The organism is Mesorhizobium sp. LjNodule214, assembly GCF_964252735.1.
Classification (GTDB): Bacteria; Pseudomonadota; Alphaproteobacteria; order Rhizobiales; family Rhizobiaceae; genus Mesorhizobium.
On the sequence record NZ_CAXUPE020000003.1, the window covers coordinates 643,571 to 669,593 of the forward strand.

At 59.9% G+C, this 26,023-nt stretch carries 37 protein-coding genes, 1 tRNA gene and 1 riboswitch; of the genes, 28 read left to right on the forward strand and 10 right to left on the reverse strand.

Annotation, left to right across the window (positions count from 1 at the left end; translation table 11 throughout):
• The first annotated feature begins 57 nt into the window (after positions 1-57).
• From plsX to ACSQ3Z_RS28410, 5 genes are all read left to right on the forward strand, one after another.
• Positions 58-1,128, forward strand: a complete 1,071-nt coding sequence (gene plsX, locus ACSQ3Z_RS28390) for a phosphate acyltransferase PlsX (protein WP_436174573.1) — start codon at positions 58-60, stop codon at positions 1,126-1,128.
• Between the two features lie 9 nt (positions 1,129-1,137).
• The gene (locus tag ACSQ3Z_RS28395; RefSeq protein ID WP_436174574.1) at positions 1,138-2,109 is read left to right on the forward strand and encodes a beta-ketoacyl-ACP synthase III; all 972 of its coding nucleotides are present in this window, start codon (positions 1,138-1,140) and stop codon (positions 2,107-2,109) included.
• A 102-nt stretch (positions 2,110-2,211) separates the two neighbouring features.
• Positions 2,212-2,535 carry an integration host factor subunit alpha gene (locus ACSQ3Z_RS28400; RefSeq protein ID WP_006201891.1) on the forward strand — a complete coding sequence of 108 codons (324 nt, stop codon included), beginning with the start codon at positions 2,212-2,214 and terminating at the stop codon, positions 2,533-2,535.
• 197 nt (positions 2,536-2,732) lie between these two features.
• Positions 2,733-3,275 carry a MerR family transcriptional regulator gene (locus ACSQ3Z_RS28405; protein WP_436174575.1) on the forward strand — a complete coding sequence of 181 codons (543 nt, stop codon included), beginning with the start codon at positions 2,733-2,735 and terminating at the stop codon, positions 3,273-3,275.
• A gap of 96 nt (positions 3,276-3,371) precedes the next feature.
• Entirely contained in the window at positions 3,372-3,674 is a 303-nt protein-coding gene (locus ACSQ3Z_RS28410) for a hypothetical protein (protein WP_436174576.1), read from the forward strand.
• 70 nt (positions 3,675-3,744) lie between these two features.
• Here ACSQ3Z_RS28410 and ACSQ3Z_RS28415 read toward each other — a convergent pair whose 3' ends face one another.
• On the reverse strand, positions 3,745-4,020 hold the full coding sequence (locus tag ACSQ3Z_RS28415) for a hypothetical protein (RefSeq protein WP_436174577.1): 276 nt from the start codon (positions 4,018-4,020) through the stop codon (positions 3,745-3,747).
• Positions 4,021-4,132: 112 nt separating this feature from the next.
• Here ACSQ3Z_RS28415 and ACSQ3Z_RS28420 point away from each other — a divergent pair, with 112 nt between their 5' ends.
• Complete coding sequence (locus ACSQ3Z_RS28420; RefSeq protein WP_436174578.1) at positions 4,133-4,543, forward strand: hypothetical protein; 411 nt, start codon at positions 4,133-4,135, stop codon at positions 4,541-4,543.
• A gap of 76 nt (positions 4,544-4,619) precedes the next feature.
• On the opposite strand, the gene ACSQ3Z_RS28425 is transcribed toward ACSQ3Z_RS28420, so the two are convergent.
• Entirely contained in the window at positions 4,620-4,802 is a 183-nt protein-coding gene (locus ACSQ3Z_RS28425) for a hypothetical protein (protein WP_436174579.1), read from the reverse strand.
• Positions 4,803-4,973: 171 nt separating this feature from the next.
• Complete coding sequence (locus ACSQ3Z_RS28430; protein ID WP_436174580.1) at positions 4,974-5,582, reverse strand: hypothetical protein; 609 nt, start codon at positions 5,580-5,582, stop codon at positions 4,974-4,976.
• 307 nt (positions 5,583-5,889) lie between these two features.
• On the opposite strand from ACSQ3Z_RS28430, the gene ACSQ3Z_RS28435 reads away from it, so the two are divergent.
• The 16 genes from ACSQ3Z_RS28435 (at position 5,890) to ACSQ3Z_RS28510 (ending at position 15,997) form a co-directional block, all read left to right on the forward strand.
• Complete coding sequence (locus tag ACSQ3Z_RS28435) at positions 5,890-6,153, forward strand: helix-turn-helix domain-containing protein (RefSeq protein ID WP_436174581.1); 264 nt, start codon at positions 5,890-5,892, stop codon at positions 6,151-6,153.
• A gap of 935 nt (positions 6,154-7,088) precedes the next feature.
• Positions 7,089-8,324, forward strand: a complete 1,236-nt coding sequence (locus ACSQ3Z_RS28440) for a tyrosine-type recombinase/integrase (protein WP_436174582.1) — start codon at positions 7,089-7,091, stop codon at positions 8,322-8,324.
• Positions 8,324-8,698 carry a hypothetical protein gene (locus ACSQ3Z_RS28445; protein ID WP_436174583.1) on the forward strand — a complete coding sequence of 125 codons (375 nt, stop codon included), beginning with the start codon at positions 8,324-8,326 and terminating at the stop codon, positions 8,696-8,698. The genes ACSQ3Z_RS28440 and ACSQ3Z_RS28445 overlap by 1 nt, the downstream gene beginning before the upstream one ends.
• A 79-nt stretch (positions 8,699-8,777) precedes the next feature.
• On the forward strand, positions 8,778-8,987 hold the full coding sequence (locus ACSQ3Z_RS28450) for a helix-turn-helix transcriptional regulator (protein ID WP_436174584.1): 210 nt from the start codon (positions 8,778-8,780) through the stop codon (positions 8,985-8,987).
• A complete protein-coding gene (locus ACSQ3Z_RS28455; protein ID WP_436174585.1) occupies positions 8,984-9,214 on the forward strand; it encodes a hypothetical protein in 231 nt (76 codons plus the stop codon). The genes ACSQ3Z_RS28450 and ACSQ3Z_RS28455 overlap by 4 nt, the downstream gene beginning before the upstream one ends.
• Positions 9,215-9,233: 19 nt before the next feature.
• Positions 9,234-9,452, forward strand: coding sequence for a hypothetical protein (locus ACSQ3Z_RS28460; protein WP_436174586.1), 219 nt, complete (start codon positions 9,234-9,236; stop codon positions 9,450-9,452).
• Positions 9,453-9,525: 73 nt separating this feature from the next.
• Complete coding sequence (locus tag ACSQ3Z_RS28465) at positions 9,526-9,759, forward strand: hypothetical protein (protein WP_436174587.1); 234 nt, start codon at positions 9,526-9,528, stop codon at positions 9,757-9,759.
• Complete coding sequence (locus tag ACSQ3Z_RS28470) at positions 9,740-11,422, forward strand: DUF3987 domain-containing protein (protein ID WP_436174588.1); 1,683 nt, start codon at positions 9,740-9,742, stop codon at positions 11,420-11,422. Before ACSQ3Z_RS28465 ends, ACSQ3Z_RS28470 begins: the two co-directional genes overlap by 20 nt.
• Positions 11,423-11,574: 152 nt before the next feature.
• Complete coding sequence (locus tag ACSQ3Z_RS28475) at positions 11,575-11,769, forward strand: hypothetical protein (protein ID WP_436174589.1); 195 nt, start codon at positions 11,575-11,577, stop codon at positions 11,767-11,769.
• 461 nt (positions 11,770-12,230) lie between these two features.
• A complete protein-coding gene (locus tag ACSQ3Z_RS28480; RefSeq protein WP_436174590.1) occupies positions 12,231-12,992 on the forward strand; it encodes a hypothetical protein in 762 nt (253 codons plus the stop codon).
• A 257-nt stretch (positions 12,993-13,249) separates the two neighbouring features.
• Entirely contained in the window at positions 13,250-13,783 is a 534-nt protein-coding gene (locus ACSQ3Z_RS28485; RefSeq protein ID WP_436174591.1) for a hypothetical protein, read from the forward strand.
• A gap of 3 nt (positions 13,784-13,786) precedes the next feature.
• The gene (locus tag ACSQ3Z_RS28490; protein WP_436174592.1) at positions 13,787-14,407 is read left to right on the forward strand and encodes a hypothetical protein; all 621 of its coding nucleotides are present in this window, start codon (positions 13,787-13,789) and stop codon (positions 14,405-14,407) included.
• On the forward strand, positions 14,397-14,576 hold the full coding sequence (locus ACSQ3Z_RS28495) for a hypothetical protein (RefSeq protein WP_436174593.1): 180 nt from the start codon (positions 14,397-14,399) through the stop codon (positions 14,574-14,576). Before ACSQ3Z_RS28490 ends, ACSQ3Z_RS28495 begins: the two co-directional genes overlap by 11 nt.
• On the forward strand, positions 14,569-15,081 hold the full coding sequence (locus tag ACSQ3Z_RS28500) for an HK97 family phage prohead protease (protein ID WP_436174594.1): 513 nt from the start codon (positions 14,569-14,571) through the stop codon (positions 15,079-15,081). Before ACSQ3Z_RS28495 ends, ACSQ3Z_RS28500 begins: the two co-directional genes overlap by 8 nt.
• A 209-nt stretch (positions 15,082-15,290) precedes the next feature.
• The gene (locus ACSQ3Z_RS28505; protein WP_436174595.1) at positions 15,291-15,632 is read left to right on the forward strand and encodes a P27 family phage terminase small subunit; all 342 of its coding nucleotides are present in this window, start codon (positions 15,291-15,293) and stop codon (positions 15,630-15,632) included.
• Entirely contained in the window at positions 15,632-15,997 is a 366-nt protein-coding gene (locus tag ACSQ3Z_RS28510) for a hypothetical protein (RefSeq protein ID WP_436174596.1), read from the forward strand. The genes ACSQ3Z_RS28505 and ACSQ3Z_RS28510 overlap by 1 nt, the downstream gene beginning before the upstream one ends.
• Positions 15,998-16,021: 24 nt before the next feature.
• Here the strand turns inward: ACSQ3Z_RS28510 and ACSQ3Z_RS28515 are convergent, their stop codons facing one another.
• Positions 16,022-16,657, reverse strand: coding sequence for a hypothetical protein (locus tag ACSQ3Z_RS28515; RefSeq protein WP_436174597.1), 636 nt, complete (start codon positions 16,655-16,657; stop codon positions 16,022-16,024).
• Between the two features lie 204 nt (positions 16,658-16,861).
• Between ACSQ3Z_RS28515 and ACSQ3Z_RS28520 the strand changes: the two genes are divergently transcribed.
• The 3 genes from ACSQ3Z_RS28520 (at position 16,862) to crcB (ending at position 18,473) form a co-directional block, all read left to right on the forward strand.
• Positions 16,862-17,518, forward strand: a complete 657-nt coding sequence (locus ACSQ3Z_RS28520; RefSeq protein ID WP_436174598.1) for a LamG-like jellyroll fold domain-containing protein — start codon at positions 16,862-16,864, stop codon at positions 17,516-17,518.
• Between the two features lie 264 nt (positions 17,519-17,782).
• Positions 17,783-17,959, forward strand: a complete 177-nt coding sequence (locus ACSQ3Z_RS28525) for a hypothetical protein (RefSeq protein WP_436174599.1) — start codon at positions 17,783-17,785, stop codon at positions 17,957-17,959.
• A 55-nt stretch (positions 17,960-18,014) separates the two neighbouring features.
• A riboswitch (Fluoride riboswitch) is annotated at positions 18,015-18,076 on the forward strand.
• Positions 18,077-18,104: 28 nt separating this feature from the next.
• Positions 18,105-18,473 (forward strand): fluoride efflux transporter CrcB, encoded by a 369-nt coding sequence (gene crcB / locus ACSQ3Z_RS28530; RefSeq protein ID WP_436174600.1) that lies wholly within the window; start codon positions 18,105-18,107, stop codon positions 18,471-18,473.
• 607 nt (positions 18,474-19,080) lie between these two features.
• Here crcB and ACSQ3Z_RS28535 read toward each other — a convergent pair.
• Positions 19,081-19,350, reverse strand: coding sequence for a hypothetical protein (locus tag ACSQ3Z_RS28535; RefSeq protein ID WP_436174601.1), 270 nt, complete (start codon positions 19,348-19,350; stop codon positions 19,081-19,083).
• 387 nt (positions 19,351-19,737) lie between these two features.
• Between ACSQ3Z_RS28535 and ACSQ3Z_RS28540 the strand changes: the two genes are divergently transcribed.
• The 3 genes from ACSQ3Z_RS28540 (at position 19,738) to ACSQ3Z_RS28550 (ending at position 21,038) form a co-directional block, all read left to right on the forward strand.
• On the forward strand, positions 19,738-20,001 hold the full coding sequence (locus ACSQ3Z_RS28540; protein WP_436174602.1) for a hypothetical protein: 264 nt from the start codon (positions 19,738-19,740) through the stop codon (positions 19,999-20,001).
• A 610-nt stretch (positions 20,002-20,611) separates the two neighbouring features.
• Positions 20,612-20,830, forward strand: coding sequence for a DUF768 domain-containing protein (locus ACSQ3Z_RS28545; protein WP_436174603.1), 219 nt, complete (start codon positions 20,612-20,614; stop codon positions 20,828-20,830).
• Between the two features lie 43 nt (positions 20,831-20,873).
• Positions 20,874-21,038, forward strand: coding sequence for a hypothetical protein (locus ACSQ3Z_RS28550; protein WP_436174604.1), 165 nt, complete (start codon positions 20,874-20,876; stop codon positions 21,036-21,038).
• Here the strand turns inward: ACSQ3Z_RS28550 and ACSQ3Z_RS28555 are convergent, their stop codons facing one another.
• From ACSQ3Z_RS28555 to ACSQ3Z_RS28575, 5 genes are all read right to left on the reverse strand, one after another.
• Positions 21,039-21,551: a hypothetical protein gene (locus tag ACSQ3Z_RS28555; RefSeq protein ID WP_436174605.1), complete on the reverse strand. Its 513-nt coding sequence runs from the start codon at positions 21,549-21,551 to the stop codon at positions 21,039-21,041.
• Positions 21,552-21,663: 112 nt separating this feature from the next.
• Positions 21,664-21,828: a hypothetical protein gene (locus ACSQ3Z_RS28560; RefSeq protein WP_436174606.1), complete on the reverse strand. Its 165-nt coding sequence runs from the start codon at positions 21,826-21,828 to the stop codon at positions 21,664-21,666.
• 1,257 nt (positions 21,829-23,085) lie between these two features.
• Positions 23,086-23,162: transfer RNA gene (locus tag ACSQ3Z_RS28565), tRNA-Pro, on the reverse strand.
• A gap of 54 nt (positions 23,163-23,216) precedes the next feature.
• Positions 23,217-24,488: an O-antigen ligase family protein gene (locus tag ACSQ3Z_RS28570; RefSeq protein ID WP_436174607.1), complete on the reverse strand. Its 1,272-nt coding sequence runs from the start codon at positions 24,486-24,488 to the stop codon at positions 23,217-23,219.
• Entirely contained in the window at positions 24,485-26,020 is a 1,536-nt protein-coding gene (locus ACSQ3Z_RS28575) for an undecaprenyl-phosphate glucose phosphotransferase (RefSeq protein WP_436174608.1), read from the reverse strand. The genes ACSQ3Z_RS28570 and ACSQ3Z_RS28575 overlap by 4 nt, the downstream gene beginning before the upstream one ends.
• Positions 26,021-26,023 lie beyond the last annotated feature (3 nt).

Here is a 26,023-nt window from a genome sequence, read left to right on the forward strand (position 1 = left end):
CCCGTACCTTGGCAAGCCCTCAGTCGCAGGCCAGGCAAACCGTGAGATGAATACCGCGTGATCAGGATTTCCATCGATGCCATGGGCGGCGATCACGGACCGAGCGTGGTTATCCCGGCGCTCATGACCGTCGCCATCCGCCGACCCGACATCCGCTTCGTCATTTATGGACGTGAGGAGGCGGTTCGCCCCGAGCTTGCCAAATTCCCCAAGCTGGCCGAGATCAGCGAGTTCGTCCATTGCGAGATCGCGGTCAGGATGGACGACAAGCCGAGCCAGGCGCTGCGCCACGGTCGCTGGAAGTCGTCGATGTGGAAGGCGGTCGAGGCGGTCAAATCAGGTACCGCGCAGGCCTGCATCTCGGCCGGCAACACCGGCGCGCTGATGGCGATGTCGAAATTCTGCCTGCGCACCATGGCGACCATCGATCGCCCGGCGATCGCTGCTCTTTGGCCGAATACGCGCGGCGAAAGCGTGGTGCTGGACGTCGGCGCCACCATCGGCGCCGATGCGCACCAGCTCATCGATTTCGCCATTCTGGGCACCGGCATGGCGCGCTCGGTTTTCGGCATCGAACGGCCGACCGTCGGCCTGCTCAATGTCGGCGTCGAGGAGATCAAGGGTCAGGAAGAAGTCAAGGAGGCCGGCCGCATGTTGCGCGAGGCCAACATGGCCTCGATGAACTATCGCGGCTTCGTCGAGGGCGACGACATCGGCAAGGGCACGGTCGACGTGGTCGTCACCGAGGGCTTTGCCGGCAACATCGCCCTGAAGACGGCGGAAGGCACCGCCAGGCAGATCGGCGGCTATCTGCGCGCCGCCATGAGCCGTACGCTGATGGCCAGGATCGGCTATGTCTTCGCCAAGGGCGCCTTCGACCGGCTGCGCGAAAAGATGGATGTCGGCCGCTCCAATGGCGGCGTCTTCCTGGGCCTCAACGGCATCGTGGTGAAAAGCCATGGCGGCGCCGATTCGGACGGCTTTGCGGCGGCGATCGAGCTCGGTTACGACATGGTGCGCAACAATCTGCTTGACCGCATCGAGGCCGATCTCGATCTGTTCCATGCGCGCAATCCGCATGCCCAGGCAAACAGGAAATCCGACGTCGTCGTCGACGCAAAGGAATAGGAAAGAGCTTTGATCAGATCAGTCGTGCGCGGCTCGGGCGCCGCGCTGCCCCGCCGCATCATGAAGAATGCCGATTTCGAAGGCATGGTCGAGACCTCCGACGAGTGGATCGTCCAGCGCACCGGTATCCGGCAGCGCCATGTCGCGGCCGACGACGAGACGACGGCCTCGCTTGGCGAGGCGGCGGCGCGCGCAGCCCTCGACAGCGCCGGGCTGACGCCCGCCGACATCGACCTCATCGTGCTGGCCACCTCGACGCCCAACAACACCTTTCCGGCGACCGCCGTCGAGATCCAGAACCGGCTCGGTATGCATCACGGCTTTGCCTTCGACATGCAGGCCGTGTGCTCCGGCTTCGTCTATGCGGTGGCGACCGCCGACCTCTACATCCGCGGCGGCCTGGCAAAGCGCGTCCTGGTGATCGGCTCGGAGACCTTCTCGCGCATCCTCGACTGGAGCGACCGCTCGACCTGCGTCCTGTTCGGTGACGGCGCCGGCGCGCTGGTGCTGGAAGCGGGCGAGGGGGCCGGCGGGGTTGCCGACCGCGGCGTGCTTGCGGCCAGCCTGCGTTCCGACGGCGTCCACAAGGACAAGCTTTTTGTCGATGGCGGACCCTCGACCACCGGGACGGTCGGCCATCTCAGGATGGAAGGCCGCGAAGTGTTCAAGCACGCCGTCGGCATGATCACCGATGTCATCGAGGCGACCTTCGCGCAGGCCGGCATCACCGCCGACGATCTCGACTGGTTCGTGCCGCATCAGGCCAATAAACGGATTATTGACGCTTCCGCCAAGAAGCTTGGGATCGCCGAGCAAAAGGTAGTGGTTACAGTCGATTTGCACGGTAACACCTCGGCTGCCTCCGTGCCGCTGGCGCTCTCGGTGGCCGTCGCCGACGGCCGCATCAGGAAGGGTGACCTGGTGCTGCTCGAGGCGATGGGTGGGGGCTTCACCTGGGGCGCGGTTTTGGTTCGCTGGTAAGTGCCGAACGTACGGGTTCGGTCCTTGACCTTGCCGGATCAATTACTTAGGCTCTGCCGTTGCTTGTATCGATTTATGTTTTTGAGCTGATGGGACGGTCGCATGGGGGGAAAGACACTGACGCGCGCCGACCTTGCCGAAGCTGTTTACCGCAAGGTTGGCTTGTCGAGAACTGAATCGGCCGAACTCGTCGAAGCGGTCCTGGACGAGATCTGCGAAGCCATCGTGCGCGGCGAGACGGTGAAGCTGTCGTCCTTCGCTACATTCCATGTTCGTTCCAAGAACGAGCGCATCGGCCGCAATCCCAAGACCGGCGAGGAAGTGCCGATCCTGCCGCGCCGGGTGATGACCTTCAAGTCGTCGAATGTGCTGAAGAGCCGTATCCTGCGCTCGCACCAGAACAGCAAAGCCAAGGGCGGCAAATAGCCGGCTACAGCAATTCCAGGAAAAGTGTGAAGCGGTTTTCCGTCCGGAATTGCGTCAAAACAAGGATATAGAAAGCTTCGGTTGAAAACGGCGGCCGATTTTGACGCCGGGCTTGAATGTTGTTTCATAAACCGCTGAAATAATACCCGATTCGGCACAACAGGCCCAATCGCCGTCCAGCGTGGAGGATTTCGCCCATGGACAAGAGCCCCGACGCATTCCGTACCATCAGCGAGGTCGCGGAGGATCTCGATCTGCCGCAGCATGTGCTGCGCTTCTGGGAAACGCGTTTCAACCAGATCAAGCCGATGAAGCGTGGCGGTGGCCGCCGCTACTACCGGCCGCAGGATGTCGACCTGATCAAGGGCATCCGCCACATGCTCTACGACCAGGGCTATACGATCAAGGGCGTGCAGAAGCTGCTGCGCGAGAACGGCAACCATTTCCTGGTCGCCATCGGCAATGGCGACATGGCAGCGGTCGAGGCGATCGCGCAGCGCCGTCAGGCCGATCAGGTGCCGCTGACGCCGGCGGCCCAGCCGCGCGGCGCGGACGACGAGATGCTGGTCGGCCAACCCAAGGTGAAGCCGAGCCGCCGCTTTTTCGGCATGGGCAAGAGCGACGACGAGGGACCGGTGCAGCCGGGCTCGTCGAAACTGTCGCGCGACAATCGCGCCTTGCTGCAGGAGGCGCTGTTCGACCTTCTGGAATGCAAGCGCCTGCTCGACCAGGTGCGCTAAACCTCGTCCGCTGCCGAGGCACATCCCGCCGGCAGACCGGAACCGGTTCTGCGGCCATGCGTTTGGCCTTCTCTGAAGAAGGAAGGACAGACAATCATGGCATCGCTTTCGAGCCTCTCCGATCTTGATCTCGACAAGCAGGTGGCGGCGCTCTCCAGGGAACTGGCCGCCCTGCGGAAGACCGTGGCCAGACAAGGTGGCGCCTATTACGAGGACGGTCGCGACGCTGCTTCCAACTACTATTCGGAGCTTGCCGGGCGCCTCACCGAAGCGCTGCCCGCGATCAGGAACAAGGGCAGGGCGATCGAAAGGACGGCGCGCAACCATCCGGCGACCGCGGCCGCGGTGGGGCTGGTTGTCATCGGGCTCATCGCCAGCTTGGTCCTCAGCAGACGCTAAACCCGAAGTTGCAGACAAGAAAATGGCGGCCGTCTCGCGGACGGCCGCCATTTTCTTCGACGACAGGCGATCAGTTGGCGAGCTTGAGCCGGGTCTTCGGGTCGATCTTCATGACCTGGCTGCACTTGCCGTAAACGGTGCCGTTCTTGTCGGTGGCATCGGTGTAGGTGCCCTTGCAGTCGATCTGCAGCACCAGACAGGAGCCGGAGCCCTTGCAGACCGCGCCGCCGTCGCCGGTGGGGTGCGTGCCTGCGAAAGCCGAGCTCGGAACCGAAACCGAGCCGAAGGCCGAGACGGCGATGACAGCGGCGAGCGAGATGCGCTTGAAATTGGTGAAGTTGGTCATTTGAGCATTTCCTTCTCTTTGATCGAGGATCGCCGTCATGGCGTCCTTCCGGTTTGGGGACCGCCTTCTTGGCGTCCATGCCGGTTTAGTGCGGCCCAGAGAGGAAAGGTTCATGGCTCGTTTCAGATTGTTTTTGCCGCGCGGCGCCAGCGATCGTCGATCCGCACCACGACGTCGCCGGCGGGCAGTTGAGGCGGATCTCGGCAGGATCACGCGCCAGCCACAGCGTTTCGGAAACCGGCAGTGCGGACAGACGCTGCGGGGCCTTGGCCGCGAGCTTTGTCGATCAGCGTCACGAACAATGGATTATGGTCGACGATCTTTCGCCGGAGCGTTCGTCATAGCTTGGGGCGCGGCGGGGATTGGGCAGATAGCCGAGCCGTATGGCGAAGCGGGCGACAAGGGCCGGATGACGAAGCGTGCGCCGCAGCCGGTAGGGACCAAGGACGAAGCGGTGTCTTGCCGGATATCGGCGCTGGTCCTCATCAAACCCAGGAATTTGGGTTCGTCCTTCATCCCGTGAGGGCAAGGCCCCGTCAGGAAAACCGCCCTTGGCCAAAAACCAAAGCCGGCCTTCCTGTCGGGGTAAGCCGGTATGCTTAGGCCTTCTTCGCCTCCACCTTCTTGTGGTGGTGGTGATGATGCTGGTGATGCTTGCGATGATGATGGCGGTGATGCTTGTGAACCACCGGAGCAGCATCAGCGCTGGTCGCGCCGAGGAGCGGCATCGAGACAGCGAGGGCTAAAGCCAACCCAAGCGCGGAGAGAAGGGACTTCTTCATGACGTTGTTTCCTTTTGTGCGGGCCGCATTCTGGAGATCACCGGACCAAATCGGTGACTCGAGCGCCGCGATCGGGACTATCGTCCTGAATTTTTTCGACAATTTTTCCCGACTATAGAATTTTGTTTCCGGATTGTGTCTGAAGCCCTGTCGTCCCGTGCGGGCGCCGCCTCACATCGGCGGAACGACGCCATGGTTGCCGACGACGACCCTTCGGGAGGTGAGCGTGCCGTCGCTGCCGCGCTCGGCGGTGACGAATACCGCCGCACCGGGCGTCAGGTCCGCGGGCGTGGCGGTCGCGTAGGTCACGATCGGCGTCGACTGCGGGATCGCGATCTGCTTCTTCTGGCCATTGTCATAGGTCAGCGTCACCGTACGGCCATCTATATCGGTCACGTCGGCGACTGTCCCATTGGTCATCCGGCTGTTGGGCTGCAGGTCCCATGGCCGGTCGCCTTCTCCCGTGCCTTTCAACGCGGCTGGGAAGATCACAACTTCCAGCGCACCGCTGCCGCCATCGACCTTCGAGACGGATGCGATGCCAAGGAAATCGCCCTGCTTGATCTCGGCGGCCGATGCCTTGGCGACGCCGGAGATTTTCCACCCTTCGGCTAGCGCTATCGCATCTGTCTTGCCCGCCTGGTCTTTCACCGTCAGCGTCGATCCTGCAAGGCCGACGACCGTGCCGCGCAGGCGCATCGTGTCTGCCGCCTGGGCCTCCGCCGCACCGGCAAGACCTGGAATCGTGCCGAGCACGATCGCGAATATCTTCAAGTTCATGGATTCGATCCTTCTGGAAAATGGCCGGCCCGACCTGTCTGTGCCAGCGACATCTGCGTAACGAACGCGGGCGCGAAAACGTCGATCAACTCGGCGTTCGATTCTTCAAAAGAACTTGATTGGAACTCGCCACGGGTGAGATGGCGCATTTGTACGGTTTTCGCTCCGGCAGGCCGTTCCCCGGCGGCAATTCACGTTGCCGTGACGCCTGTTTTGGCGCTTGGCAAATCGCGCGCGAGCGGGCATTCTGCCGCTCGTCTCAGGCAACCCATCATTTGATCAGACCTTTCAGCCCACGGAGTTGCCAATGCCCGCTACTGCAACACGCGAAGTTCCGTCCGAATTGATTGCCACATCCGGCTACAGCGCCCTCAAGGCCGTCCGCGAAACCAGGGGATACAGCGTCGAAGAGCTGTCCCTGACATGCGGTCTCTCGGTCCATGAGATTGCCGACATCGAAAACGGCAAGGATGCTGATCCGTCGAAGCTCAAACGAATAGCCTTGGCGCTTCAGGTGCCGGAAGGCGCTTTGATGGACATGCCAACGGCAGAAAATCAGTCCATGCAATAGCCGACCCTGGGTCCGCCCAACGAGCCCGCCATGGTTTGCCCTGGCGGGCTTTTTAGTCCCAAACAGGCGGGGTTGCTGGCGCTTGCGAATAGCCGCCGCCCCATGCGCGAATCCGAACAAGATTCGCCAAAGATCGCACGCGGCTCAGAATTCGGTGCATAACGCTCCGCGCCGTCCTTTAGCGCTTGCTGATGCATCCGTCCTGGCGCAGCGTCGCCCGGGGCTTTCAGAAGGCGAAATGCTAAAGCGGATCGTAACTCCCACCACAGCCAGTTCGCGCCAATTCAACTTTCTTGTTCCCGACGACGTCATCGACGCGGTGGAACGATATATCGACTGCGCTGCTCCCGGACGCATTGTTTCAACCTATTCCGCAGTTCAGTCGGTGCGAGACAAAATCCCCGGCTGCGAGCTATCCGACGAACAGATTGAACGATACGCCGTTTTGTGCGCCGTAGACCAGGCACTCGCCGTGCATTTCGACAGGAGAGGAAGCTCGCGGGATCCCTATTCGCCCCTGAGCAGGGCTCACTGGCGACTTGTGACGAAGTGGAAAATCAAGGCGCGGACGCGACTGGCTTGGTTCCATCGGCCCGCGTCTCGTCCCAACATCACCAGTTCGCAGCACCTGTGATTACGGCGAATTGAGCGCCTTCGTTCCGAAAACAATAAAGGCGCCGCTGGGCGCCTTCGATAAAAGCCGGGGATTTCAAGGAAAAATGGTCGGAGTGGCCGGATTCGAACCGACGACCCCTTGACCCCCAGTCTTAAAATACATGTTGTATAGCCATTTCTAGCGTTGCATGGTCGCTAAGGGAACGACGCCAAGGCCCTCTAAAACCGCAGAAATCCAACACCGTCCAACCTAAGCCCGCTTGACTAATTCGCCACCTCCGCCTAAATGCTGGCTACATGGTGGCTACACGGAGCGGGAAATGGCTATTTTGAAGATTTCGGCTGCGACCGTCGACGGGGTCATGAAATCGGCGCGGCCTAACAAGACGACGTTCTACTTCGACGCCGATTTGAAGGGCTTCGGCTTCTATCGGACGCCTGGCGACGTCGGCACTTACTTCGCGGAATTCCGCCCGGTTGCGGGTGGCAGCAAGAAGCGCCTGAAGCTCGGGACGGTCGGTACATTGAAGGCGACCGAAGCCCGCGAGGCGGCACGCAAGGCCATTGCTAACGCAGCGCTCGGAAAAGACCTTGCGCAGAACCGCACCGACGAGCGGGCAAGCGGCACGGTGAAGCAACTGGTTGCGGCCTACATCTCCGACAAGGCGATGAAGGAGTCGACCCGATCGTTTTACAAAATCACGCTGGCCAAACACATAGAGCCGCAGATCGGCTCAACGAAGGCTGTCGCGGTGACTCGCGTCGACGTGCAGCGGGCGCATTCCGCCATGTCCAAGAAGGCGAAATATTCAGCCAATCGCGCTATGGCGCTGCTGTCAGCGGCCTTTGTTTGGGGCGCTAAGCGCGGCTATGTGCCAGAGGGTATGAACCCGGCAGGCCGGATCGATCGCAATAAGGAGGAGGCGCGCGAACGTTTCCTTTCTGCTGATGAGATGGCACGCCTTGGCGATGCGCTGCGGGAGGCTGAAACGATAGGCATCCCGCACAGGCCGTCCGACAGTAAGCACGCTCCTAAAGAAAAGAATCGCACGATTTACGGCCCGCACGTGACCGGCGCCATCCGCCTCTTAATGTTGACTGGATGCCGGTTGCGGGAAATCCTGCATTTGCGTTGGGCCGAGTACGACGAAAAGCGCGGGCTGCTGCTCCTGCCTGACAGCAAAACGGGACGAAAGACCGTGGTGCTATCCGCCGCAGCGCAAGGCGTGCTGGACGGCCTGCCGCGCGTCGGCAAGTTCGTGATCGCCGGGCATTCCGCTGGAACGGACCATGAAGCACCGCGGGCCGACCTGAAAAAGCCTTGGGCGGCAATCGCGGGCAGGGCACAGCTATCGGACGTTCGGCTACACGACTTGCGGCACACATTTGCTTCTGTCGGTGCGGGCGATGGTATGTCGTTGCCGATCATCGGTAAGCTGCTCGGCCACGCAGACGCAGGCACCACGCAACGGTATGCACACCTTCACGTCGACCCGGTTCGAGCCGCAGCCGACGCCATTGCGGGCAAGATCGCCGACGCGATTGGAGGCAAGTGATGGCGCCGTTTCCGAAGGTATTTAGTCTGCAGGCATCGGCGATCAAATCTGCGCTGAGCGAGGGTCGCACCAAAGACGCGCGCGACCTGATCGTTGACATTTTGCGCTCGGGGAAGGCGGATACCGTTGTACAGGGCTTAGCCGCTGACCTTCTAAAGCCTGCTAAGCGCGCGCGTGGAAGGAAGGCTTCACTGACACGCCACTGGTTCGAAATCGGTGAGCAGTTTCACCGGCTACGCGATGATGGCGTTCGATACGAAGACGCGATGCACCAACTGGCCGAGAAATTTGGGTACTCTGAGACTCACATACGAAAGGCAGTATCGGGCTTCGATTCGGCCAAGGAAGCCCACGACGCGGAGCACCGCGAATAAACCCCAGTTCTTCGCCTAAAACGCTTAGGCGAAAACGCCTATACCTCTGTGCAATGCCAAGCATGGAGGTAACAACCTAATGGCGAATCTCAGGGTACACGACGCGGCCAAATACCTCGGCCTATCGAAGTCATTTCTCGACAAGGCGCGCTGTTACGGCGGCGGGCCGGCTTTCATCAAGCTTGGAGCCAGTGTCATCTACCGCACAGACGACCTAGACGCCTGGGTCGCAGCCAATCTGCGCGTACCTTCGAATGACAACAGCCGCGCAGCACGAGCCGCAGCATGACCAAACCCATCAGCGAAATGACCTTGGCCGAACTAGACGCCGAACTTGCCGCCATCCGCGCAGTGCTGGCCTGGCGACGAGCGCAGCGGGAAGCATATAAGTTAATTTACGCGGGCGACTTGCCGACATTCAAATTAGGTGGGACGGTCTCCGCTCGCCGTTCTTCTATCCTCGCCACGATTGCCGCCAAGGAAGCGGCTGCCAATGTGGCGCGAGCAGCCGCATGACCGATCAGGAGGGGGACCGATGAAAATCACCCGCATAGAACGTGTCGAATCCTTTAGCGACCGCACGTGGCTCGCAACGTTTGACGTCGAGCTTGACGACGGCACCCGGTTTGTCGACCTCGCCCTCGTGCAGACCGATGGCCGGCGCGAGATTGCAAGGCGCGAAAACTTATCGCCAGTGATTGCCAAACGCATCGCCGCCGCGGCGTCCGTGGAATACGACCGACTGCCGGACTAACGCCAAGAGCCGCGCAAAGCGGCCGGGAACTGCCGCCCTTGGGCGGATTGAAACACTAGAACGGGAACACCCCTTGAAAATCCTCAGTATCAGACCGGAACCACCGGGCGGCGGAGCCGTGCGTGCACGCTTCGACGTCGAGATGGATGACGGTATCCGACTATACGACCTGAAGCTCGTCCATGCGCGTGCTGGGTGGCGTGTGTACGGGCCGCAACATCACGGGGGCGCTGCCGTCACCTTTCCAATCGCTATTGCAGATGAAATCGCCAAGGAGGCAGTCGCCCTTGTCCAGCACCAGAAATAATTCAGCAGCACAGCCCTGTCCCTATAGCGTCGGTGACCGCGTCGAACACCCGAAGTTAGGTCATGGAACTGTCGTCAAGGTCGTGTCGCCTGGTGGTCAGGTAAAATTTGACAGAGGCGGTCCTGATCCCGTTGGTTTCGCATTCATGGACTACCTGTCACCGTCTGACGTTCTCGTCCCGCCGCCCCCCCATGCAGCCAACGACAACAACAGCCCCGTCGACCTATGGGCGCGCTACGCTCACCCGCCGCTGCCTTCCGGTCTGCTTCCTTCTGTCATCGAGGAGTACGCCCGCGTTCAGGCCGAGATGATGGGCGTCGATGCTGGCGGGCTTGCCGCAGCGGCACTGGCCGTTTGTGCGGCAGCAATTCCGGACAGCATTCAGTTGAAGGTGAAGCGTCATGACGACTGGATGGAATCGCCGCGAATTTGGGTCGCGTTGATTGGCAGCCCGAGCACCAAGAAGAGCCCGCTCATTGCCAACGCCACGGCGCCGCTGAAGAAAATCGACCGTGAACTCTACCGCGCCTACGTCGAGGCCAAGGCCGAATATGATGCGCTGGACAAAGAAGCAAAGAAGACCGCGACGGCACCAAAGCACGTTCGGCTACGCCTCGAGGACACCACCATCGAGGCGGCACAGGAGGTGTTGAAAGATAGTCCCAACGGCGTCCTATGCCTTCAGGACGAGCTTTCCGGCTGGTTTGGTTCGATGGACAAATATTCGGGAAACAGAGGTGCCGCGAAAGACCGCGCCTTCTGGCTTCAGTCCTTCAACGGCGGAAATTACACCGTCAATCGGATTGCGCGGGGCGCAGTCTGGATTGACAATCTCTCCGTCTCAATGCTTGGCGGGATCCAGCCGGAGCCGATGCGAAAGGTGGCAGGCGACGCCGTTGATGACGGCTTGCTTCAACGACTCTTTCCTATCGTGCTGGGCAACGCATCCATCGGGAAGGATGAGCCGACACCGCCTGTCGTTGAGAAGTACGCGGCACTTGTCGAGAGGCTTCACGGCCTCAGCAAACCCCTTGCCAGCAGCAGCATGGTGGAAGTGCCGTTGCGGTTTGACAAAGGCGCACAAGTTGTCCGCAATGACCTGGAGGCAAAGCACCACGCCATGGCTGCATGCTGGGAGGCGGTGAATAAGAAACTTGCCGCACACATCGGAAAGTATGACGGACTGTTCGCTCGTCTATGCGCCATCTGGCACTGCATCGAGTCGACGGGAAGCCGTCCCGCATCGGAAGTAAAGGAGGACACGGCGCGCCGTGTTGCGGCCTTCCTACACGACTTCCTGTTTCCTCACGCCATTGCCTTCTACGCGGACGTGCTCGGCCTCTCCGAGCGCCACGACGCGTTACTGGCGACTGCTGGCTGGATACTCGCACACCAACCATCCGCCGTTACCGTTCGGAGTGTTCGCCGCGGCGATAGTGTCATGCGCGCAATGGACAACCACGAAGCGCAATCGGTGCTGGAACGCCTCGACGCCTTCGGTTGGCTGGAGCCTGTACCGACTGCCAGGCGAGACAGCTTGCAATGGACCGTCCGGCCAGCCGTGCATACGCTGTTTGCGGCTCGCGCCACGGAAGAGGCGGAACGCAGGCGGAAGGTTCGCGAGGTAATCGCCGACGCCGGGCGATTGAAACAGGCAGCTTAAGCAAGTGTCACCGAGTGGCCCTTGTGCGCGTGAGACAGAAACCATCTTCGTTCACTTTTTCCTATATTGGGACGTTGATTATTCTATCGCCTCACACACGCAAGGGACGGTCGGTGACAATGTGAACTTTCAACCAGAGGAGAACACAACGAATGGAAACAGAAGTGATTTCTTTGACCAATCAATTTGATGCCATCGCCCCCGACACCGGCAAGACTGTAAAAGTTGTCGGCGTCGACATGTCGGACCCACATGTCCGACCCAAGCTGATTTGTCTTGTGACCGACATCGACGGCACGCGCGTGGAAATCTATGACCGCGTCAAGAACAAGCGGCCTAGCGCATGAACATGGAGGATGTGAATGAGATCAGCCACGATCGCAGTCGGCTCCGAGACGGCGCAGTGAATCCGGACAATGACAACCACGCAACACCGCCTAACCAGCACACTTTGACAGAACCGCTAGCGAAACAGCCACAACAATTGGCATTATCTTGAACACCTCATCTCGTGAGAGGTGCCACCATGGCCGCTTTTGCTTTCTGGGAGTTCGCACAGAGTTCTCCATTAATTGAATTCATGGAGATTTTTTCGGTGCGATTTAGAATCCTTGGACCAAGATGTCCCCATGCGTCAAGGGCGAAGCCCTGGATCGGGGCGGTTTCACAGGCTTTTTGGGGATTAACACCCGTGTCGGTGGACTCTGGGGATAACTGCCAACTTTCTACCCCTCCCGCGCATTGCGGGCGGCACTTACCGGCCTGGCCTGATCACCCATCCTGGCGGATGGAAAAATGGGAACACAACATGTCGATCAACGATCGGACTCTGACTGCCGCCAACGACAATCGCCGCGGCCCTACGGCTTGGCCTTTGAGGGAACAATACTCTCGGGGAGAGCTTGGAATAAGCGAGGTGGAGAACCGCCGACACTTCTTCGCGGCCAGCCGCTTTCGGCGCGACCATGAAACGGCAGGCACCTATCGCGACGACAGGGCCGATGAGGACTGGCGGGAGCTACTTCTCGAGGCAACCCATTTGGCGGGATTCGTACCTATAGGAGAGAATGGCAACACCCTGGTTTTTGATGAAGAAGCCGATGCGTGGAAGGACGGCGGCGAGGTCATTTCCGACGTGGTCGACAATGGTGGCTTCAACGTCTTTCGTGATCTGCCTTATGCGGCTGGCTCAATCCATGCACGGCAGGTTATCGCCCTAGCCGCGGACGTACTCGGCACCTGCTACCCCATCGCTGTCGCAGCGGCTTGCCGGAACTGGACACTATTGCAACTAGGCGAAACCGAAGCAGAGATCGGATCCCCTCCGGCGACCCTGCGCTCGATCGGCAAAGGCCTATTGCGGGTAGCGCTCCGCGAACTCTCAGCGTTCTACGTCAAGATGGACCGCGCAGAGGCAGGAGAGGTTGCGCTTAAGCCGACGTGGCCGCTAGTCGGTACGCCGGCCTGGCTCTTTGCGGACATGCCCAATCCTGCTTGGCGACGGGGCGAGACCCAGCCAGCATGGGTTGAAGGCAGTGCTTTCGTCTGTGAGCGAGACCTTGCCGCATAGCGTCAACGCCATGCCGGCGAAATAGGGTACAATAAGATATAGACATTCGTTAGCGAGCGCGTTCCCCGCCTGCTAGCGGGCCGGTTGCGTCGCCAGCGCGCCGGCAACCCGCCTTTCTGGCAGTTCCAGAGGCGGGACCAATCGCGTGCGTTCCCGCCAAGCTGCGTGCGCCTTTCGCCGTCCTGCCTAACCGCAGGGCGGCTTTTTTTATGACCCACCACATACGCAATTTCAAACAATGTAAGGAGGCCGCATGAATGGCCACACTTAAAGCCTGCTTGACCTCGATCGAGCACTATCTGGGATTTCCCAAATCTCGCAGCATAACCGTTTCCCGCCGCATGCAAGAGCGGGACGCACTGCCCATCGGGGCACCAGGCGTCGCGCCAGAACTTGACGCGCATGATGCCGTGTCGTTGATCATCGCGCTTGCCGCCGACACGGCTCTACACGAGGCGCCCGACGCTGTTGGGCGCTATCGCTCGCTAACACCTGGCGGCGTCGATTTGACCGATGCCCCAACCAGCATCGATACAGCCGGCCTCGCCTTGGACATCATGGCCGACATTGCTGTTCACGGTAGCGCCGACCTGTTGCGCCGAGATCGGATCGAGGTCGTCTCCAACTGGCCAGAGGTTGCCATTCACGACGCCACCAGCGGGCACACGAAACGTTTCGCGGCGGCCGGCGCTGCCGCAAGCCACTGGCAGCAAGTCGGTCACCGTAAGTCAACGACCATAAACGGCAGCGCCTTCGTTGACTGCATTCGTGATCTCTTCGGAAAGGACTAACCGATGCCAATTCTGAACAAAATGAAGCGCGCCGTTGCCGACGTTCGTCCTGTCGCTAGGGTCGCAACCCGCAAACTCAGCTTTACGGCCCTGTCGCCGCGAGAGGCGTTACCCGATCTGGCTGAGGATGAAGACCGTCGCGAAGCCATTGTCAAAGACCGCGCCGCGTACGTCGCCGAACGCAAGGCGCTGCAGGCGAAAATTGAGGCGGACACGTCTCTAGACATCGCTCCGGAAGTCTCAGCCCTCATTGGCGAGCAGCCGTCTGCCAAGGCGCATATGCGCCAGCGGGTTGCTGAGTTGCGTCGCATGGAGGCTGTAGCCGGCCAGGCAATCGAATTGATCGAAAAGCGCATTGCCGCCGCGAAGCCAGCCGCCGAACGCGCCGTTTGCGCTGCGGCTCGACCAGAGGCTGAGAAACGAGTTGCCGCCCTTGTTGCCGCCCTGCAGGCCACTGACGTCGCGCACGCCGAGTTGAACGACCTATTGCTGGCCATCGAGGCACAGGGCGCGTCGACCGATGGGCTGGGCCAGATTCGACCTCACTTCCTTGGCGCCCGGGATCCGCAACGGCGTATTGCAGGGTATCTGCGCGAGGTGCGGGAGGCTGGTTATGCAATCTGAACGGCGCGAGTACGAGAAGGCGCAGGACAAAGGCCGACCATCTCAGAGGATGGTGAAGCTGCCAGGCGAAACGCTGCATGCAAAGCGTGGTGATACAGCCAAGGTGATTGCTCGCCGCATTGCCTTAGACAAGGCAGAGAAGCGGCTGCAGAGGCTCACGAATGGCTGAGCCTTTCATATCGGGATACGCTCTCCAATGGGGGCAGCCCGCAACCATCGCAGGGCTGTTTGTTGAGCGGTTCGCGCGTGGCTCGCTGGACAAGAGCCTGCGCGATTACCCCGACGTTTGCGCGTTGTGGTCTCATGATGAATCCCGGCCGCTAGGCCGTGTCTCCAACGGTTCGCTGGAGATTCGCTCGGACGCCATCGGGTTGTTTTATGCTCTGACTCCAAACCCGGATTCACCCAACGGCCAGGAGGCTCTTGCTACTGTCGGTAGGTCAGACGTCGGCCAGGTGTCGGTCGGCTTCTGGGCTGAAGTCGAAGAGTGGGACGATAGGCAGGACATGCCTCAACGACTGATCACTCAGGCTAGGCTGTCGGAGATCAGCCTGGTGCTGCACGGAGCCTACGGTGACTCAACCTCGGCCGCACTGTCCAGAGCCTCGGAGAACGCAGCAGCGGCCGTAAGGCGCAAAGCAGAAGCGGCACACCGATTGCGTGGCATCCGATAGCCTCGCGCGTTTGCGCGCACGCGAGGCAAAACCTGTATTAGCGCTATCGCTGGGCGGGCCGACCGGTCCTATGGCAACCGCCGCCAAGTCGATCATGCCCCTCCGGGGGTGTCGAAGGACTCGCCACAATCGTTTTTGCCACACCGGTCTGGCCCCGTTATGCGCAGTGCCGACTCCCCCGTTCAATCCATATTTCCATAGGTGAAACGATGGCCGAAAAAGCCCAAAAGCCGCCCGCGCATCTGTCGCCAGCGGCGAAGAAATGGTTTCGATCTGTCATCCAGAATTTCGATTTGGACGAGCATCACGTGCTTCTCTTGGTGCTTGCCTGCGAAGCGCTGGACCGCGGCGAACAAGCGCGCATCACGCTTGCTGCGGAGGGTGTCACGTTCATAGACCGCTTCGGGTCTCCTCGCGCGCATCCGTGCGTAGCCATCGAGCGAGATTCGCGGACGGCATATGCGCGGCTGCTGCGCGAGCTTTCGTTAGATTTTGAAGACGACGATGCAGGAACACGGCCACCCGCTCTTGCCGACAATAGGGGCTATTAATGCCAAGAAAATTCCGCAAATCGAAGCGAAAACAGACCGTTTCCGATGCCTGGATTATATGGGCTTGCGATGGCGATATTCTGCCTGAGCCTGACCCTCGTCGCGGCGATTGGCTCGAGTTCGAATATTTCGCGAGTGATAAGGAACTAGAGGAGTGCTGGCGCCAGGACGGCGAGCGAGCCATCAGGGAGTGGTTGAAGACGAACCCTACCGGCACGCGCCCTGCCAATTGGTGGCGCTATGCTCTGCCCTATGCCGGGGAGCGCCGTTATGGCGCGCCCCTGGCATCTCCATTCTTGGAGGACGAGAGCGAGGCTGAGTACCTAACGCGGCATGGGTTGTTGTTGAAGGGAGAGCGGGTGTGATGCCAACGACTCAGCAAATTGAGATCACTTCCGGGATGATTTCCGCTGGAGCTCGCGCCCTCGTTGCTTCCGGGAGAGTTCACTGGAATCTGCCTGATTGGGAAGCAGCAGTAGTTTCCCGTGACATTCTTGAAGCCGCGCTTTCCGCTCCTTTGGAGCGATCTTCCCTCGGGTCAGTAGCCAAGCCTTCCGATTGATCCTGCCTAGATTGGCATAATTATCGCAGATGATTGCGAGGTGAGCCCCCAAGATCGGAGTGCCCGAAAGGAAGGGGTAAGTTCCACCTTCGTGTAGTTCAACGATATGAGATTGATCACTGCTCGCGTTGATCACGGGAACGCGATGTGCAACTCGGTTACGAACCTGGCTATAAGCGATGCTTTTATTCAGGGAATCGCGAACGAATTCCGAAACCCAAGGCTTTCCATTTGGCACATCGAGCAATGCTGATAGCATATCAGCGCGCGCGGCAAAGCCTCGAGCCGAGAAGAATACTGCCCGCGCTTGTGGTGGTTTCATTCCAGAAATGTAGTGGAACCACTCGCACAAACAGTCCTCAATATTTGACCAGTTGAGCATAGCCTGTCCATACAAAGGATAGAGCCGTTCGAGCGCTTCATTGGTAAGACGCTCGTGCTTTTCTGACGATGATTCACTCATTTCGATCCCCCGCTGAGACAAGACATGGACAGTAAGTCGCCACCGTGTCCCCGTCGACTCTGCGATTAGAAATTTGACCGCAAACCTTTTTAAGGATCCCCCCAACATGACCACCACCCAACGCGCTCCGGCGCGCCCGCGAAGCCGTGCTCGATGCCAGGCGACGTCGTCGCAAAACCAGATTACGGTCAAGGAGCAGTAAGAATGGCCATCAATTTCGCTGGCGGGACGGACGGGATCAGCTATGGCGCAGGTTTTTCCTGGCCACAGGTCGGATGTTTCTCTTTCAGGATGAAGACCACGCAGACGACGGCCAACGCCACTCCGGCATCTATTTGGAATTCGAGTTCGCGTTGGGGTTTCGGCTTCACCATGAACGGCGTCGCGAACAAAATTCGAGCGATGGGTGTCGGGGTCGATGCCTCGGCAATTGCCTTCCAACTCTACAGCACAACCGACATCAACGACGGCAGCTGGCACACCCTCGGTTTCAATTACAACACGAACAGCGGTGGCGCGAACTCGTTCTATGTCGATGGCGTCTCGGAGGCATCCGACAACTCGGCGGTTACTTGGACGATTGGGTCAGGCTCGCCGCCGCTGCTTCTCGGATCGCAACCGTCATTTTGGCCATCTTATGTAGGCGATCTTGCAGAGGTCGCGGTGTGGAATAGGCAGTTGGACGTGGCCGAGCATGCCGTCATCGGCAAGGATTTGTCACCCAGCAAGGTCGCTGGCAACGTCCTGAAGTTCCATGCCCCTCTTGTCCGGCCGGCACGCGATCGGTATGGCGCCACCATGACCGGCCCAACCGGAACAACAGTCACTCAACACGGTCGGGTCGTGTACCCGGCGTTCTAGCCGGCCAATGCCAGCCCAATGGCAATTCCCAGCCCGATAGCAAGGCCGCCAGCAAGCTTTCCGGCCCTGGTGCGGCCAGCCACGCAATGGGTCAAGCCGGGGTTGATCGTCCGTGTGAAGCACCTGCGGGGCGAAGGAAGACCTGCGCCATGCATCGCTGCAGGATTTCAGGGAGACAAACTGACCGCGTTTCCTATGCCGCCGGGCTATGGGGGCTGAAGCACAAATTGGAGCTAAGCGCCCGATTGTGTTATGATTCGCGCCGTGGGCAAGAAGGCAAAGAAAAGCCGTGAAGAGCCAATCGACCGCGAAAGGGTGGCCGAGGCTGCTTACTACGCCCGCAAGTTCGGCCTCACCAAAGAGGAGGCTCTGCGAATTCTCAAGGATGCTTACACCCCGAAGCCTCTCGCCAGTTCCCGAGATCATTCAAAGCGCCGCTAGGGCGTCAGATTTCACTACCTTGGGACCTTGCCTGCAATGCAAGTCCTTGCCATATAGCTGCCTTGGGAATGGTGTCTCCCCCAAAACCGCGCTGATGCTGATGACGCCTACTGACGAACGCCTTAGGGGCGCGCAGGAGGCTGTCATGGGGTTCTTTCTCGTGTTCATCGGATCGGGTATCGGAGGCGCTTTTCGCTACGGCGTCGGGCTTCTGTCGCTCAGGCTGCTTGGCCCCAACTTCCCCTTCGGAACGCTTGCCATCAACATTGTCGGATCGGGCTTGATGGGTCTTGTAGTCGCCCTGTTCGCACTATTCGATGCCAGCGGGCAGGACGCCAGGCTGTTCCTGACGACAGGTATCATCGGCGGCTTTACGACCTTCTCGACGTTCTCTCTCGACGCCGTGACGCTATGGGAGCGAGGCCAGCACTGGGCAGCCATCAGCTATGTATTCGCGAGCGTGGCACTGTCGTTGACCGCTTTGGTGGCAATTCTCCTGCTCATGCGCCGGTGACAGTCCTTCACCGTCTTCCACACAGGGCTAAAAGGTGTTTGTCGCTTCCTTTGTTGCGCCAGTGATTGGTGAGCAAGTCAACAGCTTGTGAAGCGCTAGAAAGATTCAGGATTTCGCCGGTTATGCCGGTGGCGACGGATACCGGCTTCAAAAACCGCGCCTCGTACATGGCAGTGCCTCGGGGACGACGCTTCGGACGGCCCAGCGGCTTGGGTAAGAGAGACTGGCAGCCAGGGCCGCTGGGCCTTGACCAGATGGCTTGATGAGACGCCGTGCTGACGGACGAAAGCATGCGCTCACGCTAATTTGGACGCAATCGGCATCGCCGCGTACATTCGCTTTCCAGCCTCAGCCAATAGGCTTAGATCTGACCAACGCATTCAGTGTTCGCCGGCATCCTCTAAACGCAAGCTTCGCCCCCGCAAGGGCGCGCTTGGCGGCGTCAGCCGAAAGAGAAAGCCGGCGCTGCTCCGGTTGGTCAGGCGGAAATGAGCACCCGCTCCGCCCTGAGGTCCGTCAATGGTCGATAATGTGAGGTGGCCGTTCTCCGAATCCGCGCAGGTCGATATAGCGCGCAGGCTTGACCACAAAGGCCCGCTATCGACATTCACAAGAGGGATGCGCGCGCTAGCGCGAGCGATATGACGTTATCCTCGACTATGTCCGGCAAATCGAAGAGCATCGGCAGTTGCCGCGACGTGGCCATCTCAACAACCAGCTCTTCAATGGATTCTACCGGCATCTCGGTCTTGACAATATGCCCGATCATCGAGGCAAGCTTATGAACCGGTACCGGTGTCAACTTCGGACGGTCATCTAGGCATCTGCTGATTTCGATTACAAGGTCTGCGTCAATGCTTTTGGACAGTTTGCGCATTAGCATTCTCCCTGCCTGCATCTTGCGCGCGAGAGCTAGCAGTCCGGCGGTCGAGGGCGGGGGGCGCTTGGTCGGCCGCCGGGCCTAACCGGCGGGCAACATTCGCCGACTGGGGCAGCAGCATAGCCTCTGCATGCATCACTGCTAATTTAGTAAAATGGTCATGATCCGTTCCCCTAGCCATCTATCCGGCGGACCTTAGAGTCGAATTGTGCGTAGAAAGGTTCTGAAATCGCTGAAAGGCCCGACGCGCCGGCAGCAACAAGGCGCGCCGGTTTCCCCCCCCCAATTGGCTGCGCAGCCTGTGACCGCTGATACTTGCGCGACTGCTAAAATAGTGAAACTTTCGCCTGGAGCCCGTTGGAGAATGGGAAGCGGATTGGGGCGATGTATTTTCCGCAGTTTCTGGTGGGAATGGCGGCGACGTCGGGCGTCGTCGGGGCTTGGGCCTATGTGGCCACGGGATCTATCTGGAAGGCTGTTGCCTGGGGCATCATCGCCGCGGCTTTGTTGCAGGTCGGGTATTTCGCGCTTGTGTTAAGGCTTGTCTATGGGCGGCGACACACTGAGCAGGCGGAGGAGGAGACTATTCCGGACGCCAGCAAACAACCGGTCGTTCCGCATCAGCCACTTCACAGAGACGGTCGCTAAAGAGGCTGACTTAGGTGTGTCAGGAAGGCTTCACGATATCGGCCAGCCGATGCATTGCGCGGCGCATCGGCGGCGTAGGACAGCGGCCAGCCAGAACGCGTGCTGGCAGGGCGCTATCGCTGCACGCGTCATCCCACGTAAATTACCTTCCGCCGGCCGCCTTCCTCAGATTATTTTTCCGGCATGCATCCGATGGAATTCGAAGGCGAACGGGCACATAGACGAAAGCTGGCTTCGGCGGTAGCACGCCGGCTTCCGCAGCATGAATTCGCAATCCATGAACTCATGGAGAGGAGCGAGTGCTTTCGTGACATGTGCGAAGAACTGTTAGCCGCAGAGTTGGCGCTCTCGAAAGTCGACGACGCTCCACCCCTCCAACGCGAGGCGAGAAGATCCGAGTGGCAGGCATGCGTTGAGCGGTCGCTGGGCGAGATAGAAGCCGAGGTTCGGAAGCGCTAGGAACCTCTAGCCGCCACCGTCTATCCCGCCACCCTTCCGCAGCCTGACCCCGGCGCCGCCATTCTCAGGTGCAAGGCAGCAGCTAGCCGAAACGCGCGTTGGCGGGGATCCTCCTGTGGAACCTAATGCCTACCGTCGGCTTAATGGCGGAATGAGCACGCGCGGCATTGACTTCATCCATCTGTGGATCACCAACAACGTGCCGGAGGCCGGCGGTGCCGATGTCATCTCGGTAAGCGAAATGACCCACAAGCTATTTGCCGACGCTGAAGCGTTGGGAATCGATAGCTTCGAGATCGAGGAAGACGCTGACAGCGCCTATGAAGATAATCCTCGACGCGATCGTGCACCACGACGCCGGCTTGGCTGACTGACCGACGTCGCGCTCCTACGGGCAAGACAAAGGATAGGCGATGACCGACAAACCGGGGATGACCTACGTCGTGAGCGTGTTTGAGAAGCCAAATTGGCGCACGGTGATTACCACGAAGGACAAGGCCGAGGCGGAAGCGATGGCGGAAGCGATCGGCAAGGGCGCCCGGATCGAAGAAATCAGGCCGAAGCCGAAATGGCGGTGATTAAGTCGAAGAGGCCCCGTCCTGTTCCTTGCCCAATGTAACCGCGAGTACCATGAAGACGGAGACCATCGCGTCGTCGAGCAAAGGATCGTGAAAGGCCTTCTTTCCAAGCTCCGAGATCAATTCAAAATTGCCGTCCGCCTTATTGTACAAGTCTTCGATCTCCAGCGCGGTATCGCGGGCCTGAGTAAGGTTCAGGCCGTGTTTATGAATTAGACGATGTATGATGTGGACAAGAATTCTGCTGAAGCCATTAGTCGCAAATTTCTCAGTCTGAACGTATTCGTGAAAAAAGCCCCATAGGAATTGCAGTTCGAACCATTGAAAGGTGTCCCGCAATCCATCGCCTTGGTCGTCAACGAATTTCCCGAGGATTTCGTTGGTTGTCGCTATTGGCACGAAAGTCGCAAGCTGTCGTTTATATGCCTCGTCGGCAAGGCGAGCGCCTTCTTCTAGGAATTCCTTTGCGACCTCAGCCTCCTGCGACTTCTTCCTCCGAAAGATCGACAACATGACAGGGCCTCATCCTTATAGGATGAATATAGCCGCAATTACGGAACCAGAGAAGATCGGATGCCGGGCGCCAACTCGTTCTGGAGGGCCGCTCTTTAGGCCGACAAAACCGTCACCCAGCCAACGCCAGGCCGATAGCGAAACCTATGCCCATCACCAGCCCTGCGGTGAGCTTGCCGCCATACTCGATGGCAATGGCGAACGCCATCCGGCGCCAGTCTCTCCGCGGCCCTGCAATGAGTTTGGAAATGTCATCGAAGATCAGCGCGTCATGCATGGGTCCAGCCCCCGTGTGTTTGCTGCTGGTATGGATTCCATAAAATAAACAGGGAGTCCAGTTGTAAAATTACGGCAGATTGAAAAGGCGCGTTTGCATATATCGTCAATATGAAAAAGGTAAACGTGCATATATTGCAAATGTCTTATAGGCGCTTTCGCCTTACAGCTATTGACTTGCTAGGCGAAAACGCCTTGCGACTGCAGGCAGCAAAAATAAAATGTTGAAGATACTTGCAGCCGCCCCGATTCTCGGCCATGTTTTGCGGCAAGGGTTTAAGGGGTTTTTCCTGCAAATAGGTCGACGCGGCGGCGGACCAAGGTCTCTTGGCCGGGGTGGCACAGCTATGTCCAAGGCTAACGCCCAAAAGCTTGCCGGCGATCTCCAGTCGCCTCTCATCCCCCGGCTGCCGGGCCTATCCGGCATGGCATGAGAAGCCTAACTGGAGAGACTAAAATGGGCATTCCAATAGTGGTTGATGTCGCGTTGGCAGCGCTAGCGACTGCCGAATCCTGGCAGTTCAAACTAGGGCAGTGCATATCGCATAAAGACCAGTCAATGCCATCGCTGGTTATGACGAGGCAGAAGGCGGGACGACTAGGAGAGGTTTACGGTGTGCGATCATTCGCCGTAGAGGATCCGAACCGGGATAGGATGATACTAGGCGATAGCCTGGTGCATGTCGTAGTGGGCAGCACGCCGTGCGGGGAGTGTCTGCTGTTTAGGACGAGTATGTGTGTGGGCGCGTTGACGGACGGCTAAGCTTTTCCGCACCGCCACGACAGAAGCCCGCTTCGTGCGGGCTTTTTGTTGCAAGGTTGCCAGGCACGGAATTTTCAGCGGGCTCACCTAAGATGGTTCGACGCAGCGCTCAACATGGCGCTGCCCGTTTCGAGAAGGGAAGCTTCAATGATGACTTCGACATTGCCCCTCCATGGTGGGCTAGCGGAAATTGCGGGACAAATCGCAGTGACGCCAGATCGGCAGCGACGTCTTGCTACCTGCGAGTCGGTAAGAGATGGGCACGCCTGGTGCCCGAAGTGCCACATTCAAGGCGCCACAAAACCATCGAAACTCATGGCCGTTGAAGACGACGACCCCGCCGAAACACGCAGCTATGTTTGCTCCGTGTGCGGCCAAGGGTATCGAGTTGGTACGTGATTGACCGCGGTGCTCGCTACAGGCTTAGGCTGGCTACAGGGAGGCTATTTTCCGTATAGCCAGTTTGGGGGATGCTGGCTAAGCCTTTGTTTTAAATGGTCGGAGTGGCCGGATTCGAACCGACGACCCCTTGACCCCCAGTCAAGTGCGCTACCGGGCTGCGCTACACTCCGGACCGGGTCGCGATGTATCGTGATAACCCGGTGCGGGTCAACCGAATTCGGCGGCTATCCTATCGATGAAGTCGGCACTGCCGCGGCGGGTGCCGGCGCTTGTCGTAACTCTTTCTGATGCCGGTATTCGAGCGCAATCGCCCCCCAGATCAGGCCGAGCAGCAGATAGACGTGGCGCCAGTGGTCGATGTCGATGAAGGTGCCGAGCCCGATATTGCCGATGAAGGCGACATAGGCGCACAAGAGATAAGGTTGCCATGGCCGGTCGCGCAAAAGGATGCGGAAGCCGGCGACGATGGTCCACACGGTCAGCGCCAGGAACGAGACGAAGCCCAGCCAGCCATAGTCCATCAGCAACTTCAGCCAGATATCGTGCGTGTCCTCGCCGAAGATCGTGCCGAAGACCAGCGGGCCGATGCCGAACGGATGCTCCAGCGCCATCTGGAAGCCGATCGCATAGCGCGCGAATCGGCCGAGGCGGGCGGTGTCGTAGCTCTGTTCCAACTGGGCGCGGCTGGAAAACATCTCCGCCACGCCCGGCAGTTGCAGGATGATGATCATCGCGATGACCAGGAGCGCAATGGCCGCGATGGTCATGACCACGACCCGCAGCCGGAACATGCCGCTGGCGCTTTGCAGGAACAGGCAGCCGGTGAGCAGTACCGCCGAGACGGCGAACATGCCCCAGGCGCCGCGCGAGAAGGAGAAGAAGATGCCGGCGGTGATGATCAGCAGCGGCACGGACAGCAGCGGCATGCGCGCGATCGATCCCGTCAGCAGGAGATAGAGCAGGTAGATGCCGGGCAGCACCAGGAACGGGCCGAACACGTTCGGATCCTGGAAGGCGCCGGCGGCGCGGTCGTATTTGGTGAAGATCTCCGCGCCTGGGAAGGCGTGAAAATAGCCGGCGATGCCGAGCAGCGAGGTCAGCACCGCCGACACGACATAGGCGATGAAGATCAGCCTGTAGAGGCTGGGCTGGACTGCGGTCACCGAGGCGAAGAACACCGCGGTGAAGGCGAGGAACATCGAGACGGCGAGATAGAGCGGCGTGCTTGCCAGGTCCGACATCTGCGTCATCGCAATCATGCCGCCGATGTTCATCGTCACCAGCAGCACCAGCAACGGCGTTGCCGCGCGCGAGATGCGCAGGCCGAACAGCGCCCACACCGCGATCAGCCCGACCATGAAGAGATCGTAGGGCGCCGGCTCGTCAATGACGAAGCCGGACAGGAAAATGCCGAAGAACACCGCGCTGGACGCAATCAGCGCGATCAGCTTGGCGTTGACCGCGCCCGGCGGCAACTCATGGGCGACGGCGCTCAATAGGCGTTTTCCGTGTTGAGCAGGCGCACCGGTGTCAGGAACAGGATCCGCAAGTCGAACAGCAGCGACCAGTTCTCGATGTAATAGAGGTCGTATTCCGTCCGCATGCGGATCTTCTCATTGGTGTCCATCTCGCCGCGCCAGCCGTTGATTTGCGCCCAGCCGGTGACGCCGGGCTTGACCTTGTGGCGGGCGAAATAGCCGTCGACCACCTCATTGTAGAGAAGGTTGTGCGACTGGGCGGCGATGGCATGCGGACGCGGGCCGATCAGCGACAGCGAGCCGAACAGCGAGTTGAAGAACTGCGGCAGTTCGTCGATCGATGTCTTGCGGATGAAGCGGCCGACGCGGGTGACGCGCGGATCGTTCTTGGTGACCGTCTGCTTGGCGGTCGGGTCCGACCGGTCGGTGTCCATCGAACGGAACTTGTAGACCTCGATGGTCTCGTTGTTGAAGCCGTGCCGTTTCTGCTTGAACAGCACCGGCCCCTTGCTGTCGAGCTTGATGGCGATGGCCGTCACCAGCATGACCGGCGAGAAGACGATGATGCCGATGATCGAGAAGATGATGTCGAAGGCGCGCTTGGCAACCGAATCCCAGTCGTTGATCGGCTTGTCGAAAATGTCGAGCATCGGCACCGAGCCGATGTAGGAATAGGCGCGCGGGCGAAACTGCAGCGCGTTCGAATGCGCCGATAGCCGGATATCCACCGGCAGCACCCACAGCTTCTTCAACAACTGCAGCACGCGCGATTCGGCGGTCAGCGGCAGCGACACGATCAGCATGTCGATGCGGGCGATTCGGGCGAACTCGATCAGCTCGGAAATCGTGCCGAGCTTGGGGTAGCCGGCAACGATGGGCGGCGAACGCTTGTCGCCGCGGTCGTCGAAGATGCCGCAAATGCGGATGTCGTTGTAGGGCTGCTTCTCGACCGAGCGGATCAGCACCTCGGCTGCCTTGCCGCCGCCGACGATGACGGCGCGGCGTTCCATGCGCCCGTCGCGCGCCCAGCGCCGGATCAGGTTCGACATCACCAGCCTCAGGCCGAACTGCAGCAGGAACCCGACGACGAACCAGGTGCCGAACAGGAGGCGCGAATAATCTTCCGACATCTTCATGGCGAAGGCGGTCAGTGCCATCAGCGCGAAGGCGCCGGCCCAGACCAGCAGCATGCGGCCGAAATTGGCGATCGGCCGCATCAGCGCCGATATCTGGTAGCAGTCGCAGACGTCGAGCAGCACCACCGCGAGGAACGAGGCCGAGGCGATCGCCAGCGGGTACTGCCAGGGGAGATAGGTGAAGAAGCCGACATAGTGGAAATAGAGGTAGAGGCCCGACAGGAACAGCAGCGCGAATTCGACCATGCGCAGCACGCCGCTGACCATGATCGGCGACATCGTATCGCGCCGGTACTGCGAGGCGACCTGGCGCGCGACCTCACTCATGCCGCCAGCCGTTTGGCTCGCGGCCGCACCGTCGAAATTGCGCACCGCATCCAGGGAAAAGCGGCGCGCGGGATCGATTTCGTTCATGGG